The following is an 18,664-nucleotide window of genomic DNA, read 5'->3' on the forward strand; positions in this document are numbered from 1 at the left end:
CTGAATCATCGCAGGTCGGAAGCACCCTTCCTCCATGAAGTGACTGGCTGTCACTGAAGCTCCTGGTGCCGTGAATTCGTGAGGCTCATCGTGGGCACGCCCGGGATCACGGTGGACCGGAGCCGTTCAGCCAGAACGCGCCGTACACCGCCGACAGCGCGGCGACGGACCCCACGACCAGCGCTGACCTGCGGGTACGCAGCCGTGCCAGGGCGCGGGCGAGCGGCAGCAGCAGCGGGAAGGCGGGCAGCAGCAGGCGCGGTTTCGAGCCGAAGTAGCTCGACGCGCACAGGGCGAGGGCGGTGACGACGCCCGCGTACACCAGGAGCGGCAGCGGCTGGCCCTGCCGTACGCAGACGACATACAGCCAGACCACCAGGGCGACGCCCAGGACCAGCCCGGCCCCCGCCAGGGCCGACGGAAACGACGTGAACTTTTCGGCGACGAAGCGGGCGAAGGCGTAGCCGCCGTCGAAGCCGTTGCGCCAGCCGGCCTGGACGTCCAGGTAGCCCAGCGGGCCCTTGCCGGTACGGTGGCCGACCCACAGGACGTACCCGGCGGCACCGAGGGGCGCGAGCAGCATGCCGAGCACGCGCCGGGCGGCGCCGCCGGGGGCGTGTGCCTCCTCGTGCATGCCGTGCGGCGCCGTCGTGTCGCGGTCCCGCACGAACGAGGCGATGGCCGCCGTCCACACCGCCGCCACGACGGCGAGTCCCACCGGGCGGGTCAGGCCCGCCAGCAGCGCCAGAGTGCCCGCCGTCACCCAGCGGCCGGTCAGCACCGCGTACAGGGACCAGGCGGCGAGTGCGGTGAACAGCGACTCGCTGTACGCCATCGACTGCACGATCCCGACGGGCAGGACGGCCCACAGCAGTACGGCGCACACCCCCGCGCGACGGCCGTACACACGGTCCGCCACCGCGAAGATCCCCCACGCCGCGGCGAGCGACGCGAACAGGCTGACGACGAAGCCACCGTCGGCGTACGACAGCCGGCTCACCGCCGCCGCCAGCCGCTCCAGCCAGGGCAGCAGCGGGAAGAACGCCAGGTTGGAGTGCACGTCCCCGTTGGGCATGCGCACCTCGTAGCCGTAGCCCAGTTCGGCGACCCTGGTGTACCAGAGCGCGTCCCAGCGCGCGGTCAGCAGCGTGTACGCGCTCTTGTCGTGCGCGGCGCTCCACAGGGCCAGGGCGATCAGGCCCAGGGCGCGTACGGCGGCATAGCCGAGGAGCGCCGGGCCGCCCCGGCGCAGGGCCCCGGCGCGGGCCGGCGCCGCGCGCGTTTCAAGATCGGTCACGGGCCCGATTATTGACGGCCGGGGGAACCGGCCGAGCGGCCGGGGCGTGGTCGGAGGGCGAGGGTGTGGCGCACGCCACACGCGTCCCGGCGCAACCGTGAGAGGTCCGCCACGTGACCGCGACACGGACTCGCGTACGCTGACATGTCACTCGCGTTCCGTTTGCGCGGGCCGGAGACCCCGCTCCTCTCCGGCCGAGACGCGGGGGAAGTCCCCACCCCGTGGCCCGCCGTACGCGAGGAACATCTGGGAGGTACGTACATGTCCGGGACGACCACGGCCGCCGCTGCGCTGCGCCGTCGGGCGGCCGGGGCCGGTGCCAACCGCTGGGTGGTCCTGGTCGTCCTCTGCGCCAGCCTGCTGCTCGTCGCCGTCGACGCCACCGTGCTGCACGTGGCGATCCCCGCCGTCACCGAGGACCTCAGGCCCGGCGCCATCGAGCTGCTCTGGATCGTCGACGCCTATCCGCTGGTCTGCGCCTCGCTGCTGATCCTGTTCGGCACGCTGGGCGACCGGGTGGGCCGCAGGCGGGTCCTGCTGCTCGGGTACGGCCTCTTCGGCATCGCCTCCGGTATGGCGGCGCTCGCGCATGATCCGACGGTGCTGATCGTGGCGCGCATGGTGCTCGGTGTCGGCGGCGCGATGATCATGCCGGCGACGCTGTCGATCCTGCGGCAGGTCTTTCCCGACCGGCGCGAGCGGGCGCTGGCGATCGGGATCTGGAGTGCGGTGGCCGCGGTGGGCGCAGCGGTCGGCCCACTGCTCGGCGGCTTCCTGCTGGAGCACTTCTGGTGGGGGTCGGTCTTCCTCGTCAACATCCCGCTGATGCTGGTCAGTCTGCCGGTGGGGTGGCTGCTGCTGCCCGAGTCGCGGGGTGACGGCAAGGGGCCCTGGGACGTGGGCGGTGCGCTGATGGCGGCGGCCGGGCTGTTCGGGGTCGTGCTGGGCGTGAAGCGGCTCGGGGGCGGGGAGGGGGTGGGCAGTGCGTTCACCGTGGTGCCGCTGGTCGTGGGTGCGGGGTTGCTGGTCGCGTTCGTCCGGCGGCAGCGGCGGCGGGCGCATCCGCTGGTGGATCTGCGGATGGTCGGGCGGGCGGCGTTCGGTACGGCCGTGGGGTGCATCGTGCTGGCGATGCTCGCGTTGGTGGGTCTTGAGCTGATCGCGGCGCAGTATCTGCAGCTGGTCCTTGGGCTGTCCCCGCTGGAGACGGGACTGAGGCTGGTGCCGCTGACGTTCGCGGCGATGGCCGCCGGCTTGGCCGGGGCGCGGATGCTGCGACGCTTCGGCCCGCGCCGGATGGTGTGCTTCGGGTTCTGCCTCACGACGGTGTCGGTGCTGCTGCTGACGGCGCTGGGCCGCTCGGACAACTGCGCGCTCATGCTGTCCGGGTTCGTCCTCCTGGGCTTCGGCCTGGAGACGACTTTGTTCGGGGCGTACGAGTCGATGCTGAGCGAGGCGCCGCCGGAGCAGGCGGGTGGGGCGGCGGCGATCGGGGAGACGTCGTACCAGTTGGGGGCGGGGATCGGGATCGCGTTGCTGGGCAGCGTCATGAACGCGGCGTACGCGCCCGGCCTGCACGGGGTGCCTGGTGTGCCCGCGGCGGCGTCTTCCGCGGCGGGGCATTCGCTGGGGGAGGCGTACGAGGTGGCTGCGCAGCTGGGTGGGCCGGCTGGGGTTGCGCTTCGTCATGCGGCGCGGGATGCGTTTGTGCACGGGCTGCATGTGACGTTGCTGGTCAGTGCGGGGTTGTTGCTGTTGGGGGCGGGGATGGCGTTGCGGTTGCCGCGGGTGATGGCTTGTGGCGGGAGTGCGGGGGTGGAGGTACCTGCACCGAGGGACGCGGCAGAGTCCCGTGTCTCGGTGTGATCCTCTCCCACCCACGCACCACCCGTTTCCAGTCGTCCGAGAGGCGAACGCCGCCCGTGGGGGCGGACCACCGTCGGCGGCTTGCGGGGAGATCGTCAAGCGGTCAGCGGCGCCGACCGGCTGGGTGCCTGGCCTGCACCTTCGCCGTGATCGCGGCTACACCACCCGGGGACATGACCGGGGTCCATCCCCTCCCACCAGCAGTCGTGAGCTCAACTTCCACTGCCCGCCGTCGTGGACGGATCTCCCGCACGCGTCCGCAGTCACCCGCCCCGCCCCCACCCACCCGCTACCGCCGACGGCGCCCCACCCCCACCGGCGATCCTGGGGTGGACGGGCGGCATGCTGGGTCGTAACGTCGGTGGTTAGCAGCGCTAGTTTTAAGAGTCCCGGAGGGTCCATGTCCGCGTCCGCGAAGTTGCCTCCCTTCGATCCCGCCGATCCGCTCGGCATCGATGACCTGCTCGAACCGGAGGACCTGGCCATCCGGGACACCGTGCGGAACTGGGCAGCGGACCGTGTCCTGCCGTACGTCGCCGAGTGGTACGAGACGGGCGAGCTGCCCGGGATCAGGGACCTCGCGCGGGAACTGGGCGGCATCGGCGCGCTGGGGATGTCGCTCAGCGGGTACGGGTGCGCGGGAGCCAGTGCTGTGCAGTACGGGCTCGCCTGTCTGGAGCTCGAAGCCGCCGACTCCGGGATTCGGTCTCTCGTGTCCGTGCAGGGCTCCCTCGCCATGTACGCCATTCATCGGTTCGGGAGCGAGGGACAGAAGCAGTAGTGGCTGCCCCGCATGGCCGCGGGCGATGTCATCGGGTGCTTCGGGCTCACCGAGCCCGATCACGGCTCCGACCCCGCCTCCATGCGGACCTACGCCAAGCGCGACGGCGGAGACTGGGTCCTCAACGGGCGGAAGATGTGGATCACCAACGGCTCCGTCGCCGGCGTCGCCGTCGTATGGGCGCAGACCGATGTCGGGATTCGCGGGTTCGTCGTACCCACGGACACATCCGGGTTCTCCGCGCCGGACATCAAGCACAAGCTGTCCCTGCGCGCCTCCGTCACCAGCGAACTCGTCCTCGATGACGTACGGCTGCCCGCCGATGCGGCACTTCCCGAGGTCGTCGGGCTCAAGGGGCCGCTCAGCTGTCTCTCCCATGCCCGGTTCGGGATCGTCTGGGGCGCCATGGGCGCGGCCCGTTCGTGCTTCGAGGCCGCCCTCACATACGCCAAGTCACGGGAGCAGTTCGGCCGGCCGATCGGTGGCTTCCAGCTCACCCAGGCCAAACTCGCCGACATGGCGCTCGAACTGCACAAGGGAATTCTGCTCGCCCATCACCTGGGGCGGCGCATGGACGCCGGCCGCCTGCGTCCCGAGCAGGTCAGCTTCGGCAAGCTCAACAACGTACGAGAGGCGATCGCGATCTGTCGTACGGCCCGGACCATCCTCGGGGCCAACGGAATCTCGCTCGAATACCCAGTGATGCGGCACGCGACCAACCTCGAATCGGTACTCACCTACGAGGGCACCGTCGAGATGCACCAGCTCGTGCTGGGCAAGGCGCTCACCGGACTCGACGCGTTCCGGTGACCGCCGGCTCAATGAAGAGCACAGGCGGGGCCGGTGAGCGGCCCTGCCTCAGCTCTGGTTGAAGAAGCCGTCCGTGCGGTGCGCGGCCGGCTCGCCGCTGATGATCTCCGTGTCGGCGGGGGTGAGCAGGAACACGCGGTTGGACACCCGGTCGATGGACCCGCGCAGGCCGAAGATCAGCCCGGCCGCGAAGTCGACGACCCGCTTGGCGTCGCCGGGCTCCATGGCCGTGAGGTTCATGATGACCGGAACCCCCTCGCGGAACAGCTCGCCGATGGCGCGCGCGTCCCGGAAGCTGTCCGGCGTCACCGTGCCGATGCGGCGGCCCTTCTCCTCGGCGACGTCCGAGGCCACCTTGACCCGCGGATCGGTGACCCAGGCATCCCCGGGCTCGGCCCCGTCGGAGTAGTCGTCGTCGTAGTAACGCTCGTCTTCGTTGTCGTCGACGAGGCCAAGCCAGGCACTTGCCTTGCGTACCGATCCCATGGACGCCTCCTCTCACAGCGGTCTTTCTTGCTTTCCGCACCCCTATGGTCGTCCATGATGCGGATGGCGCGCCAAGTGGATAGACGCCGCGCGGGGGGTTTGTGACGGTACTGGTGCACAGCGAATACGTCGAGAGGCCGTGTTTCCCAAGGGTCTTGCGGTACACAACTGCTGACTGTGAGTGAAATATGATTCTTCTCGGCGTACGAGTGATGGGCGGGGCGTATGGGTGAACGCCGTGGGCATACAAGCGGCCAATACGATGCGGCGGCTCAACGCCGTACGAACCACGGAGGAGTGCCGCGTTAGGAATCGTCAGGCCTCGCCGTCACCGGCTCGGTGCGGGGGCTTGCGAGCCAGTGGCTGGCGCATCTGCGCTGGACTGTGCCTCGCGTTGCGCGGGGACCACGGACAGTTCGCGCGGATCGTGACGGGCTATCACGGGGCGGCGGGCCGGGAATGGATGGTGCTGCTCATACCCGTCGGTGCCCGTCCTGACGGAGGCTCAGGCCGAGCGGGCGGACGCGTGGCGGCGTACGGCCGGACCGTGCCCGGTGCGCGGGATGCGCACCGCGTCCGTCGCGCAGGGCGAGGGGGAGGGAGCGGGCTGCTGGCCCGCCGGCCGGTTGCGCTCGCCGCACGCCGGGTGGCCGCGAACTGGGGTGCGCCGGGCGCCCGCATCTCCTGGACGCCTTGGAGCACAGGGAAGCTGACGCCGCGTCGGGCGCCTGGAACCCTCCCCCACGCTCGGCCTCGCTCGAGCGGGGGCCCTCATCCGCCACCGGGACCTCCCTCACCGAGGCCCGGCGGCTGGCCGACGACGCCGTACAACCGGGATACGGCTCGCGCTTGCGGGAGGTCGAGTTCACGGATGGGCGGCTGGCGCACCGGCTGCTGGTGCACGAGCTGCCCAACTCCGTGCACCGCGCCTTCGGTGCGGCCGCCTGCGCGCACGGTCGCCGGGCCCTGCGCGCCGCCCGGCGGTCCGTCCGGTCCGGGCGCAGGCTTTCCGGACGGGCGACTTCCGGACATCCCGGGCGCTGGTGCGGCTCGCGGCCGATCCGGGGCCGGTGAGCCTGGCCCGGGTGTCCTGCGGCGAGCGGCGGTTGGTGGTGCTGGTCCGCGAGGGCGTGTGGGGCGTCCGTGACTTCGACCCGGACTCCGCGGCGCGCCGTACGTTCCGCGGCATCGCGGCCACCCCGTACGATCCGCGCTGGTCGGTGCCGGGCCGCCGCACACCGTACGGCGCCGACCGCACCGTACGCGTGCCGAACGCGGACGGGCGGAAGCGCGCGCTCGGTCTCGGCGGGGAGCCGGCCTTCGCGCCGGCCGGGCAGGAGCTGACGCTTCAGGTGACGGTCCAGGGCGACGGCTCGCCGTGGGCCGTGTTCGCCGACGCCACCAGCGGGAACAGCAGTTGCCGCTTCCGGTTCCTGCAGCCCGCCGCACTGGATGCCGACGGCCGTACTACGGTCGACTTCAACCGCGCGCTGCTGCCGCCATGCGCATTCGCCGACCACTACGTCTGCCCATTCCCGCCGCCGGGGAATGCGCTGGGTCGCGGTCGATGCGGGGGGAGCGGAACCTGGTCCGGTAACCGGATCTGAAGCGCCGTCAACCCGCCTTACAAGGTTCGTTTCAAGGTCGACGGCCGAAAGGCACTCTTGCGCCGACCGGCCGTTCGGCCGAATATTCCGTCCAGCGCTTGTCAGGGGCACGGCGTTTTCGGATTCCGGATGACCGGTTCCCTGGCTGCGCCTCACGGGCCCACACCCCACGAGGGCCCCCGACTTCCCATGTGGAGGAACGCAAAGTGAGGATCAAGCGCACCACCCCCCGCAGCGGTATTGCGAGACGGACCCGGCTGATCGCCGTAACCACCGGCTTCGCGGCCGCCGCCGCGATCGCGATCCCCAGCGCGAACGCGGCCGACACCCCCAGCACGTTCAGCGCCTCCGAACTCAAGAGCGCCGGAGCCTCGGTGCTCAAGGCCGACATCCCGGGCACCGCCTGGGCCGTCGACAGCAAGAGCGACCGGCTCGTGGTGACCGTCGACAGCACGGTCTCCCAGGCCGAGATAGCGAAGATCAAGCAGCAGGCCGGGGTCAACGCCGACGCGCTCACCATCAAGCGCACCCCCGGCAAGTTCACCAAGCTGATCCAGGGCGGCGACGCCATCTACGCGAGCAGTTGGCGCTGCTCCCTCGGCTTCAACGTCCGCAGCAGCAGCGGTGCCCAGTACTTCCTGACCGCCGGGCACTGCACCGACGGCGCGGGCACCTGGTACTCCAACTCCGGCCGCACCTCGGTCATCGGCTCGACCGCCGCCTCCAGCTTCCCGGGCAACGACTACGGCATCGTGCGCTACTCCGGGTCCGTCAGCAGGCCCGGCACCGCGAACGGCGTCGACATCACCCGCGCGGCCACGCCGAGCGTCGGCACCCACGTCATCCGCGACGGCTCCACCACCGGCACCCACAGCGGCCGGGTCACCGCCCTCAACGCCACCGTCAACTACGGCGGCGGCGACATCGTCGGCGGTCTGATCCAGACCAACGTGTGCGCCGAGCCCGGTGACTCCGGCGGCTCGCTCTACGGCAGCAACGGCACCGCGTACGGTCTGACCTCCGGCGGCAGCGGCAACTGCCGGACCGGCGGTACAACCTTCTTCCAGCCGGTCACCGAGGCCCTGCGCGCCTACGGCGTCAGCGTCTACTGACCGGACGCAGCACCTCCGTTACGGCTTGACCGACTCGCAGCCGGCAGCACACAGGCCCCCGCACGCAACCGTCGTGCGGGGGCTCGCCCTTGTAGCGGCAGTGACCTCGTGGTCGGCGCAGTCGGTGGCGGAGCAACTCCTTCCTCCCGTACCCGGCTTGGAATCGGATCCCGAAACGTCGAAATCAAGCCAGGGCCAGACCTCGCAGAACGCAGGGAACTTACTCGCTCGTAAGGTTTGCTGAGTAAATCCGTCCGATTTGACCGTGGACGGTCAAAATGGGGAGCGCATTGCCCCTGCTCTACGCGCGTCCGGAACTCAACCTTGTGTGCCCCCTGTGGTCCTCGGAATAGTGGGCGACGTTCAACCGGGCCCGCAGGCGGCGTATTTGTTGTGTGCCGCCCTCGGTTCCGTACGCCTTCCGGTTCGTGAGGTCCCCACAACCTCCCGGGCCGACCCCCCCACAGGAGGACGTGAGTTGAAGCACCGACGCATACCCAAGCGGCGTGCCGCCGTGGCAGGTGCGGGCATCGCCGCACTGGTCGCCGCGGGAGTCACCTTCCAGGCTGCGAACGCCAGCGAGCCCGCGAAGTCCGCTGCGCCCGAGACCCTGTCGGTCACGGCGGCCGGAAAGCTCGCCTCCACCCTCGCCAAGGACCTCGGCGCCGACGCGGCGGGTACGTACTACGACGCGAAGGCCAAGAGCCTCGTGGTGAACGTGGTCGACAAGGCCGCCGCGCAGACCGTCGAGAAGGCGGGAGCCAAGGCCAGAGTCGTCGCGAACACCCTCGCCGAGCTGAAGGTCGCCCGTACGACGCTCAAGCAGGACGCGAGCATCCCGGGCACCTCCTGGGTGACCGACCCCACGACCAACAAGGTCGTCGTCACCGCCGACCGTACGGTCTCCAAGGCCGAATGGGCCAAGCTGACCAAGGTCGTCGACGGGCTCGGCGCCAAGGCCGAACTGCAGCGCACCAAGGGTGAGTTCAAGCCGTTCATCGCCGGCGGTGACGCCATCACCGACGGCAGCGGGCGCTGCTCGCTCGGCTTCAACGTGGTCAAGGGCGGGGAGCCGTACTTCCTGACCGCCGGGCACTGCACCGAGTCCATCTCCACCTGGTCGGACTCCAGCGGCAACGAGATCGGCACCAACGAGGTCTCCAGCTTCCCCGACAACGACTACGGTCTGGTCAAGTACACCGCCCAGGTGGACCACCCGAGCGAGGTGAACCTCTACAACGGCTCCGCGCAGCAGATCACGGGCGCGGCCGAGGCCACCGTCGGCATGAAGGTGACCCGCAGCGGTTCGACGACCCAGGTGCACGACGGTACGGTCACCGGTCTGGACGCCACCGTGAACTACGGCAACGGTGACATCGTCAACGGCCTGGTCCAGACCGACGTCTGCGCCGAGCCCGGTGACAGTGGCGGCTCGCTCTTCTCGGGCGACAAGGCCATCGGCCTCACCTCCGGTGGCAGCGGTGACTGCACCTCCGGTGGGGAGACCTTCTTCCAGCCGGTGACGGAGGCGCTGTCGGCCACGGGTACCGAGATCGGCTGATCTTCGCCAGTTGTTGCGGAAGTCCCGCCCCGTTGGGGCGGGACTTTCGTTGCGCTCGGCAGCCGCCCGAGCAAGGCGCTCAGCCGGGGGGCGTGCGTCATGTGCCCTGTGGGTCGGGGACTTGGATGTCGGCGATCCACCGGACCTTGTCGGTCGCCTCGATGCGGAAGCGCCCCTTGCGACCCTCAGCCAGGTCGAACTGGTTGATGCTGACCCGCATTTCGGTGCTCAGGACTACCTCCGGCGGCTCAGTGCCGGCTTCGAGGCGGACGGCGACGGTGTGGTGCGGTCGGGCCCCCAGCAGCGGAAGCCCTGCGCCTACGCCCCGAAGGTGATCAGGGCGCCGAGGCCCAGAAGGCCGCCACGCTGCCGGGCAGGGCGCCCAGGATCGGGCCGACGATGACCGCGCCGCCGAGGGCGCCGACGACCGACACGAGTGCCATGGCGGCGAGCCGGATCGCCGCGCGGCGCGGGCTGGCGGGGCGGGCGCCGGTGCTGATCGCCAGGATTTGAGGCCGCGGGCTTCCGGCGCGACACCGCCCACCGGCTGCGGGAGCAGGCGCGATGGCTCCGCAGAACGCCGACAGTCCCGACTGACGCGGCCGATCCGAGACGCACGCCATTGGGTGTTTTCCTCAACTGCTCCGGCCGGGTGGGGAGGTGGCGGCGGGTGTCTGTTTCCGGCTGCTGCCCGCCTCGCCAAGAAATCGTTTGTGTGTTCGAATATGGTCGTCGGCCGGGGTTGATGGGGCTAGGGTAATCGAACGAGAGTACGATGGACATATCGGGTGTATGGCTGAAAAGGGGTGGAGTGATGGAGGTGCGGCATGGCGGGCTTCGCCCATCTGCACGTCGCGTCCGGTTACTCCGCTCGCTATGGCGCCGCCCACCCCGAGCATCTCGTCCGGCGGGCGGCCGAGCGGAGTATGCCCGCCCTCGCGCTCACCGACCGGGACACGGTCACCGGCGTCGTTCGGTTCGCGCAGGCGTGCGCCGGACCCCGGATCCGGCCGATCTTCGGTGTCGACCTCGCGGTGGAGGCCCTTGCGCCTCCGCCGCCCGTCCGGCGGCGCCGCACTCCGGCGCGCGGTGGCGCGTACGTCGTCGAGTCGCCGCTGCGGATCGTGCTGCTCGCGCAGAACCGGGAAGGGTGGGCGCGGCTGTGCCGCATCACGTCGGCCGCCCACGCGGGTACCGCGTCCGGCGCGGCCCCGGTGGTGGTGCCGTGGGAGGCGCTGCGCGCGTACGGCGGCCCAGGGCTGATCGTGTTGCTCGGACCGCTCTCGGAGCCGGTCCGGGCCCTGGCGGTGGGCAGGGAGGACGTCGCGGTGAAGCTGCTGGCGCCGTGGCGGGAGGTCTTCGGCAGTGGGCTCCGGCTGGAGGTTGTTGCGCAGAAACGTTTTGGCACCGGACCTGGGTCGCTTCGGCTGGCTGCCCGGACGCTGGCGCTGGCCGACCGCACCCGCACCACTGCGGTGCTCTCCAACGCCGTCCGCTACGCCGACCCGGACCAGCACCGTCTCGCCGACGTCCTGGACGCCGCGCGACTGCTGCGGCCGATCGACAGGCGCCACCTGGACAGTGGGCAGCGCTGGCTCAAGGACGAGAGGGCGATGACGGTCATCGCACAGCTGGTCGCCGAGTGCGCCGGAGCGGACGTCCGGCGGGCACGCCGCCTGATGGCGGACACCGCCGCTACGGCGGCCGCGTGCACCGTCGACCCCGAAGCGGACCTCGGGCTGGGCACGCCACACTTCCCGGAACCTTCGCTCTTCGGCGCCGAGCCCGCAGCGGGCGGAGCCGCGCAGCTGCTGCGCCGGCGGTGCGAGGCCGGCATGGCCCGACGGGGCCTCGACCGCGACCGGATGGCGCTCGACCGGCTGAACGAAGAACTCGACGTGATCACCAAACTGGACTACGACTCGTACTTCCTCGCCGTCGGCCAGGTCGTGGCCGACATCCGGGCCAAGGGCATCAGAGTCGCGGCCCGCGGCTCGGGTGCGGGGTCGATGGTCTGCCACGCGCTGGACATCACCACGGCCAACCCACTCGACCACCGCCTGCTGTTCGAACGCTTCCTGAGCGTGCGCCGCAGGTCGCTGCCCGACATCGACATCGACGTGGAATCCGCCCGGCGGCTCGAGTGCTACGACACGATCTTCGACCGGTTCGGCAAGGAACGGGTCGCGGTCACCGCGATGCCCGAGACCTACCGCGCCCGCCGCGCCCTGCGGGACACCGGACTCGCCCTCGGTATCGCGCCCGCGGACGTCGACCGGATCGCCAAGAGCTTCCCGCACCTGCGAGCCGCCGACATCACCGGCGCGCTCGCCGAACTGCCCGAACTGCGGCAACTGGCCGCCGAGGCGCACCGGTACGGACCGCTGTGGGAGCTCGCCGAAGGCCTCGACTCCCTGGTTCACGGCATGGCCATGCACCCCTGCGGCGTGGTCATCAGCGACGCGACCCTTCTGGACCGGCTGCCGGTGCAGCCCACCCCGCAGGGCGACTACCCCATGGCCATGGCGGCGAAGGAGGAGATCGAGGACCTGGGCAACATCAAACTCGACGTCCTGGGTGTCCGCATGCAGTCCGCGATGGCCCACGCCGTCACCGAGATCGAACGGACCACCGGCAACCACATCGACCTGGACGACCCACAACAGGTGCCGCTCGACGACGTCTTCGCGTTCAAGCTCATCCAGGAGAGCCAGACCCTGGGCCTGTTCCAGCTGGAGTCGCCCGGCCAGCAGGACCTGCTGTCCCGGCTGCAGCCGCGCGACCCCCAGGACGTCATCGCCGACATCAGTCTCTTCCGTCCCGGTCCGGTCGCCGGGGGCATGCCCGAGCGGTACATCGCCGCCCGTCATGGCGGCACACCGTCGTACGCCCATCCCGATTTGGAACCGGTGCTCGCCGACACCTACGGCGTGACCATCTGGCACGAGCAGATCATCGAGACCTTCTCGGTGATGACCGGCTGCGACCGCGCCTTGGCCGAGGTCGCCCGGCGCGCGCTCGGCGACAGGAACCGGCTGCCCGGGATCAAGGACTGGTTCCACCGCCAGGCACGCGCGCGTGGCTACAGCGCGGCCGTCCGGGACGAGGTCTGGAAGACCGTCGAGGCCTTCGGCGCGTACGGCTTCTGCCGGGCCCACGCGGTCGCGTTCGCCGTACCTGCCCTGCAGAGCGCCTGGCTCAAGGCGCACTACCCGGCGTTCCTGCTGGCCGGCCTGCTCGAACACGACCCCGGTATGTGGCCCAAACGGGTCCTGGTCTCCGACGCCCGCCGGCGTGGTGTCCCCGTCCTGCCCGTCGACATCAACCGCTCCAAGGTGAAGCACACCGTGGAGAAGGCCGACGGAGAACAGCACGGAGAACAGTGGGGCGTACGTCTTGCCCTCTCCGAGGTGCACGGCATCAGCGAGGAGGAGGGTGCGCGGATCGAGGAGGGGCAGCCGTACGGATCGCTGTCGGACTTCTGGCAGCGGGCCCGTCCCAGCCGACCCGTCGCCGAACGCCTCGCCGAGATCGGCGCCCTGAACTGTCTTCACGACGGCCGCCTCACGCGCCGTGACCTGCTGCTGCAGATCGCCGAACTCCACCGGGCCTCCCGCACTCGGTTCGCGGGCAAGGGGCAACTTCCCATCGACGCGAACGCGGTCGGTGGGGCGGAGCCGAGCGGTTTGCCGGAGATGACGGGACGCGAAGCCCTGAGCGCCGAGCTGAGCACCCTCGGCATCGACGTCTCCAAGCACCTGATGGAACACCACCACCGGCTGCTGCGCGAGATCGGCGCGACCGACGCGGCCCACCTGGCCGGCCTGAGCGCCGGTCAGCAGGTCCTCGTCGCCGGCGTGCGGGCTTCCACTCAGACCCCGCCGATCGCCAGCGGCAAGCGCATCATCTTCGTCACCCTGGAGGACGGCTCCGGCCTGGTCGACCTGGCCTTCTTCGAGGACTCCCACCCGGCCTGCGCACACACCGTCTTCCACAGCGGACTGCTGCTGGTGCGCGGCACGGTCCAGGTGCGCGGCACCCGCCGCACCGTCGTCGGCACCATGGCCTGGGACCTGGACGAGATCGCCGCCGCCCGCCGCGACAAGGGTCCCGAGGCCGCGCTCGCCCTGCTCGGCACCGACCATCCGCAGCCGACCCCCGCTCAGCCGCAGCGCACCCTGGCCAACGGCACCACCGGCGCCCGCCTGCATCCCTATGCCGATCTCCAGCCCGCCGGCACTCGCTCGGCCGACCTGAAGAAGTTCGGCTACACCAGCCCCGGGAGCGCGGGATGACCACACGCCGGCGGCATATCGCCCACCTCCATCTGCACACCGTACTGACCGAGGCTCAGTACGATGACATAATCGAACTGATGTCTGGCGTAACTCCTCACGTCCAGACCGTCCCGCCCAACGCCGTCCAGCTCGACCTGACCTCGGCGCTGCGATACTTCGACCTGTCTCCCTACGACCTCGTCCAGTTGGCGAAGCTCAGGCTGAAGGCCCTCTATGGCATCGACAGCAGCGCCGGACTCGCGGGCAACCGCATGCTGGCGGCCATGGCAGCCGACGCGTCCGCGCCGGGCGACACCACCTGGATCCCCGCCGGGCAAGTCGCCGACTGGCTCTATCCCCGACCGATCACCGCGCTGCCCGGGATCGGCCGCACCACAGCAGAAACGCTCAGCAGATATGGGCTGCACACCATTGGCCAGGTCATCGAATTGCCCTCCGGTACCTTGGAGCGACTTCTCGGCGCAGGCCCTGCCCGTCTGCTGGCCGAGCGTGCCCGTGGCCACGATCCCCGCCCGGTCATCCCGTCAGAACCGGCAGCGCACCTGATCGCCGACCTCGTCCTGAAACGGGACTGTCTCGACCCGATGCTGCATCACCGGGCTGTGTTGGGGCTTGCCGACCAGATCGGCAGGCGTCTGCGCGCCGAAAGCCAGATCACCGGCCGCCTCACCCTCACGGTGCGATACGCCGACCGCAGCTCCACCACTCGCACCTGCACACTGCCGGAACCCACCAACCATTCACCCGCCCTCGCGAAAGCTGCCCTGGGCCTGCTGGCCAGCCTCGGGCTGCAACGGGCGAGAGTCCGCGCCTACGCGATCCGGGCTGACGGTCTACTGCCGGCCAACAAGGCCTACCGTCAACTCTCTCTGGAGCCCGGTGACGCCCGCGCCCGCGCAGCCGAAGCCGCGGCCGACCGTGCCCGCCGACGCTTCGGACCGGAGGCCGTACGCCCAGCCGCTCTGGCTGACTGACCGTTGTCGCAGATCAGGAAGGGCTGTTGCGGGCCGCTGAGCCGAACAGCGGGAGACCGGCCCGGGAATGGCCCCGGTCCATCGCTGGTTCTGCCCGCCGTGGCAGTCCCCTATGAGCACCCGCGTGCGACGAGTTCGTTCGTGGGGCACGGACCGCAGTGCGGATCTCCGCCCAGGGCGGTCACCCGCTCCTTCAGACCGACGAGGCCGAAGCCGCCACCGCGGGCGGCGTCCGGGAGTTGGGTTCCGGCAGGCCGTACACAGCTGTAGCGCGCCGTCGCCTCAGCCGGTCTCACCGGGAACGACTGACCTCGCCTCGATGAGTCGCATGCAAGGATGTCGCCCGTGACCAGATCGCCTTCCTCGCCTGTCGCCGGGGGCGCGCCTCGCAACTACGGCCTGGGTCCCCGTGCCGCTGCCGTGCTTGTGTTCGGGTCCTCGGCCGCAGTCCTGGTGGTCGAGATCGTCGCTCTGCGGCTACTGGCTCCCTACCTCGGCCTCACCCTCGAGACCAGCACCATGGTGATCGGCATCGCCCTCACCGCGATCGCCCTCGGCTCCTGGCTTGGTGGGCGCATCGCCGACCAGGTCGATCCACGCCGGCTCATAGGCCCTGCGCTCGGGGTGTCGGGAGCGGTCGTGGCGCTCACCCCCGCCGTGCTGCGCAGCACCGCGGAGTGGGCGCCGGCGTTGCTCTTGTTGATCGCGTCGCTGACCATCCTCGTGCCGGGCGCGCTGCTCTCCGCGGTCACGCCGATCGTGACCAAGTTGCGTCTCACCAGCCTCGCCGAGACCGGAACGGTTGTCGGCCGGCTGTCCGGCGTCGGCACCGTCGGCGCCATCTTCGGCACCGTTTTCACCGGCTTCGTCCTCGTATCGCGGTTGCCGGTCAGCGGCATCCTGATCGGCCTCGGAACACTGCTGGTGGTCGGCGCGGCGCTGGTCGAGTGGCGAACGCGCGGGTGGAGCGGCATCCCTGCCCTCACACTCGTGGTCGTTGCCGGCGGCCTCGCCACCACGGTCGCGCCCGGTGGCTGCGACACGGAGACCAGGTACCACTGCGCCCGAGTCGTCGCAGACCCCGACCGGGGCAGCGGCCGCACACTCGTTCTGGACGGCTTGCGGCACTCCTACGTCGACGTCGACGACCCGACCTTCCTGGAGTTCGAGTACGTGCGCGCCATCGCGTCGGTGATCGATGCCGCCTTTCCCGAAGGTGAGCCACTCGTTGCCCACCACCTGGGCGGCGGCGGGCTCACCTTTCCCCGTTACCTCGCGGCCACGCGGCCCGGGACGCGCAGCCTTGTGTCCGAGATCGACAGCGGGGTCCTGCGCATCAACCGCGACCAACTAGGTCTGGGATCAGCAGCCGGTATCGACGTACGCGCCGAGGACGGCAGGCTCGGCCTGCGGCGACTGGACGCCGGCAACCGTGACCTCGTCGTCGGCGATGCCTTCGGGGGCGTCAGCGTGCCGTGGCACCTCACTACGGTGGAAGCGATGACCGACATTCGGCGGGTGCTCAACGAGGACGGCCTGTACGTTGCCAACCTCATCGATCACGGTGGTCTGGCCTTCGCACGTGCCGAAGTAGCCACCCTCAGCGAGACCTTCGAGCACGTCGCCCTCGTCGGCGAACCCACCGACATCGGCCTCGACCCGAACGCCACCCCCCAGGGCGGCAATCTGGTGGTGATCGCCTCCGACCGGGCAGTCGACCTACGCGCGACCCAGGAAGCGCTGGACGCCCGGCAAACCGGCTGGAAGATCGCCACCGGTGACGACCTCACCTCCTGGACCGGCGATGCCCAACTGCTCACCGACGACTACGCACCCGTCGACCAGCTCCTCCAGCCCTACAGCCCGCCTCGTCCTCACGAACCTTGAGCAGGCGTGAAACACGGCTGCCTCCGATGCATGAGGCCGCCCTGCCGGGGCTGCTCGGGCTGCTGGAGGAGTTCACGCCCGTCGTCGAGGCGCTGCCGCCGGACGGGGCGCGGGCCGATCTGCGCGGTGCCGAACGGTACTTCGGGCGCGACGCGGTGGAGCTGGCCTCGGTGATCCGCGTCCGGTCCCTCGCGCTGTACGGCGTCGACTGCCTGATCGGTGCGGGGCCGGGGCCGATGCCGGCCCGCATGGCGCTGGCCGACGCTCGGCCCGGGGCGACGGGACCCTCGGCGTACCACTGCGAAACCCGGCTGACCGGGTTGCCCCGCGGGTGACGGAGATCCTTGTGGTCGGCTTGAGGGAGTGCTCAGCCTGGCATCAGGTGGCTACCGTTCCCGGTATGACCGATGACGAGATCAGGCAGGCCGGCGCCGCCGACGTACCGGCGGTCGCGGCCCTGACCGACGCAGCCTTCAGGCACTATGTCGAGCGCATCGGCGTGGTGCCGGTGCCCATGGAGGCGGACCACGCGGCGAACGTGGCCGCCGGCAAGGTGTTCGTCACCGAGGAGCCCGGGACCGGGCGGCTGACCGGCCTCGTCGTGATCGAGGCGCGAGAGGACCATCTGTTCCTCGACGTCATCGCCGTCCACCCCGACGCCCAGGGCAAGGGGGCGGGGCGGCGGCTCCTGGCGTTCGTGGACGCACGCGCGCGTGCGCTGGGTCTGCCCGAGGTCAGGCTCTACACGAACGCGATGATGTGGGAGAACCAGAAGATCTATCCGAAGTACGGCTATCAGGTCGTGAAGGGTCGAGCGGAGGGGCCGTACGACCGCATCCACTACCGCAAGCGGCTGGTCTGACGCGTCTCATGGTCCCTGACGCGTCTCATGGTCCGGTGCCCGGTTCCGGTCAGCTGTCCGGCCACCAGATCCGTGCGATGTCCTTGCGGACCTCCGGGCGTCCCGCAGGGCGCTCGTCGGCCTCCTCGCGGAGCCGGCGGGCTTCCGTCTTCTTCAGGGGCTTCTGCACGGTGATGCGGCGCATGGCTGCCTCCTCGGGTCCACCGGGTTCCCGCGTTCTCACGGAGGTAGACCGTTCCCGGGAGGGTGACTCATCGGTTCCGGTCTGTCAGTGGCGGCTGTCACGATTCGACTGTCAGTGGTGCGTGTCACTATTGGCCGAATGACACCTGACAGCGACCGTGTGAGCAAGGCGTCCGTGGACTGGGACGCGCAGGCGGCCGGCTTCGACGACGAGCCGGACCACGGAATGCGCGACCCGGAGGTGCGCCGGGCATGGGCGGAGCGGCTGCGTGCCTGGCTGCCCGCGCGGGCCGGCGACGTCCTCGACCTCGGCTGCGGCACGGGCAGCCTGTCGCTCCTCGCGGCCGAGCAGGGACACCGCGTGACCGGCGTCGACCTGTCCCCGGCGATGGTCGCGCTCGCGCGGGAGAAACTGGCCGGACGTGACGCGGCGTTCCTCGTCGGCGACGCAGCGGCACCTCCGGTCGGCGAGCAGCGCTTCGACGCCGTGCTGGTACGGCACGTGCTGTGGACGCTGCCCGACCCCGGCCGCGCCCTGCGGCAATGGCGCGGGCTGCTGCGGCCTGGGGGCACCTCCCACGCGTTCAGCAGTGGGGGAGGGCGGCTGGTGCTGGTCGAGGGCGTGTGGGGGACGGTCAGCCCGGTCGGCATACCCGCCGACCTGCTCACCGCCCTCCTCGAACCGCTCGCCCTGCACACGCGCGTGGAGCGGCTGTCCGACGACGCGCTGCTGTGGGGCAAGGACGTGGACGACGAGCGGTACGCGGTGGTCGCGGAGGTGCGGTGACCGGCCGTCAGGCGAGCAGCTCATCGAAGCCGCCGTCGCGGGCCAGCCGCTCCAGCTCGTCCAGGTGTGAGCGATCACGAAATTCCCCAGGTGGAGCGGGTTCCGCGTCACGTAATTCCCCACCCCCGCGGTCACGTAATTCCCCATGGGGAC

The 18,664-nt window shown here is 70.5% G+C and carries 12 protein-coding genes and 5 pseudogenes; 12 read left to right on the top strand and 5 right to left on the bottom strand.

Annotated features, from left to right (window positions below; all coding sequences use genetic code 11):
- Positions 1 to 106 precede the first annotated feature (106 nt).
- Complete coding sequence (locus tag H8R17_RS40735; RefSeq protein ID WP_187828236.1) at positions 107 to 1,297, bottom strand: hypothetical protein; 1,191 nt, start codon at positions 1,295 to 1,297, stop codon at positions 107 to 109.
- A 261-nt stretch (positions 1,298 to 1,558) separates the two neighbouring features.
- Between H8R17_RS40735 and H8R17_RS40740 the strand changes: the two genes are divergently transcribed.
- Positions 1,559 to 3,163, top strand: a complete 1,605-nt coding sequence (locus tag H8R17_RS40740) for an MFS transporter (protein WP_187828237.1) — start codon at positions 1,559 to 1,561, stop codon at positions 3,161 to 3,163.
- Between the two features lie 400 nt (positions 3,164 to 3,563).
- Positions 3,564 to 4,754: pseudogene (locus H8R17_RS40745) on the top strand (acyl-CoA dehydrogenase family protein).
- A 48-nt stretch (positions 4,755 to 4,802) separates the two neighbouring features.
- Here H8R17_RS40745 and H8R17_RS40750 read toward each other — a convergent pair.
- The gene (locus H8R17_RS40750; RefSeq protein WP_187828238.1) at positions 4,803 to 5,240 is read right to left on the bottom strand and encodes a cell division protein SepF; all 438 of its coding nucleotides are present in this window, start codon (positions 5,238 to 5,240) and stop codon (positions 4,803 to 4,805) included.
- A gap of 311 nt (positions 5,241 to 5,551) precedes the next feature.
- Between H8R17_RS40750 and H8R17_RS40755 the strand changes: the two are divergent.
- From H8R17_RS40755 to H8R17_RS40770, 4 genes and pseudogenes are all read left to right on the top strand, one after another.
- Positions 5,552 to 6,258 (top strand): annotated as a pseudogene (locus tag H8R17_RS40755) (hypothetical protein); the annotation flags it as partial.
- 25 nt (positions 6,259 to 6,283) lie between these two features.
- Positions 6,284 to 6,847, top strand: a pseudogene (locus tag H8R17_RS40760) (DUF1684 domain-containing protein); the annotation flags it as partial.
- A gap of 206 nt (positions 6,848 to 7,053) precedes the next feature.
- Positions 7,054 to 7,959 (top strand): trypsin-like serine protease, encoded by a 906-nt coding sequence (locus H8R17_RS40765; protein ID WP_187828239.1) that lies wholly within the window; start codon positions 7,054 to 7,056, stop codon positions 7,957 to 7,959.
- A gap of 478 nt (positions 7,960 to 8,437) precedes the next feature.
- The gene (locus H8R17_RS40770) at positions 8,438 to 9,520 is read left to right on the top strand and encodes a S1 family peptidase (protein WP_187828240.1); all 1,083 of its coding nucleotides are present in this window, start codon (positions 8,438 to 8,440) and stop codon (positions 9,518 to 9,520) included.
- A 97-nt stretch (positions 9,521 to 9,617) separates the two neighbouring features.
- On the opposite strand, the gene H8R17_RS48040 is transcribed toward H8R17_RS40770, so the two are convergent.
- The gene (locus tag H8R17_RS48040; protein ID WP_262505898.1) at positions 9,618 to 9,740 is read right to left on the bottom strand and encodes a hypothetical protein; all 123 of its coding nucleotides are present in this window, start codon (positions 9,738 to 9,740) and stop codon (positions 9,618 to 9,620) included.
- 107 nt (positions 9,741 to 9,847) lie between these two features.
- Positions 9,848 to 10,110, bottom strand: a pseudogene (locus H8R17_RS40775) (DUF3533 domain-containing protein); the annotation flags it as partial.
- Between the two features lie 237 nt (positions 10,111 to 10,347).
- On the opposite strand from H8R17_RS40775, the gene H8R17_RS40780 reads away from it, so the two are divergent.
- The 5 genes and pseudogenes from H8R17_RS40780 (at position 10,348) to H8R17_RS40800 (ending at position 17,541) form a co-directional block, all read left to right on the top strand.
- Positions 10,348 to 13,815, top strand: coding sequence for a DNA polymerase III subunit alpha (locus H8R17_RS40780; protein ID WP_187828241.1), 3,468 nt, complete (start codon positions 10,348 to 10,350; stop codon positions 13,813 to 13,815).
- Positions 13,812 to 14,792 (top strand): ImpB/MucB/SamB family protein, encoded by a 981-nt coding sequence (locus H8R17_RS40785; protein ID WP_187828242.1) that lies wholly within the window; start codon positions 13,812 to 13,814, stop codon positions 14,790 to 14,792. The genes H8R17_RS40780 and H8R17_RS40785 overlap by 4 nt, the downstream gene beginning before the upstream one ends.
- A gap of 345 nt (positions 14,793 to 15,137) precedes the next feature.
- Entirely contained in the window at positions 15,138 to 16,679 is a 1,542-nt protein-coding gene (locus H8R17_RS40790) for a fused MFS/spermidine synthase (protein ID WP_187828243.1), read from the top strand.
- Between the two features lie 26 nt (positions 16,680 to 16,705).
- A pseudogene (locus H8R17_RS40795) lies at positions 16,706 to 16,960 on the top strand (hypothetical protein); the annotation flags it as partial.
- 119 nt (positions 16,961 to 17,079) lie between these two features.
- On the top strand, positions 17,080 to 17,541 hold the full coding sequence (locus H8R17_RS40800) for a GNAT family N-acetyltransferase (protein ID WP_187828244.1): 462 nt from the start codon (positions 17,080 to 17,082) through the stop codon (positions 17,539 to 17,541).
- Between the two features lie 49 nt (positions 17,542 to 17,590).
- Here the strand turns inward: H8R17_RS40800 and H8R17_RS48045 are convergent, their stop codons facing one another.
- On the bottom strand, positions 17,591 to 17,725 hold the full coding sequence (locus tag H8R17_RS48045) for a hypothetical protein (protein WP_262505900.1): 135 nt from the start codon (positions 17,723 to 17,725) through the stop codon (positions 17,591 to 17,593).
- Positions 17,726 to 17,863: 138 nt separating this feature from the next.
- On the opposite strand from H8R17_RS48045, the gene H8R17_RS40805 reads away from it, so the two are divergent.
- Positions 17,864 to 18,511, top strand: a complete 648-nt coding sequence (locus H8R17_RS40805) for a bifunctional 2-polyprenyl-6-hydroxyphenol methylase/3-demethylubiquinol 3-O-methyltransferase UbiG (RefSeq protein ID WP_187828245.1) — start codon at positions 17,864 to 17,866, stop codon at positions 18,509 to 18,511.
- The last annotated feature ends 153 nt before the right edge of the window (positions 18,512 to 18,664 follow it).

The organism is Streptomyces sp. TRM68367 (assembly GCF_014495685.1).
Taxonomy (GTDB): domain Bacteria; phylum Actinomycetota; class Actinomycetes; order Streptomycetales; family Streptomycetaceae; genus Streptomyces.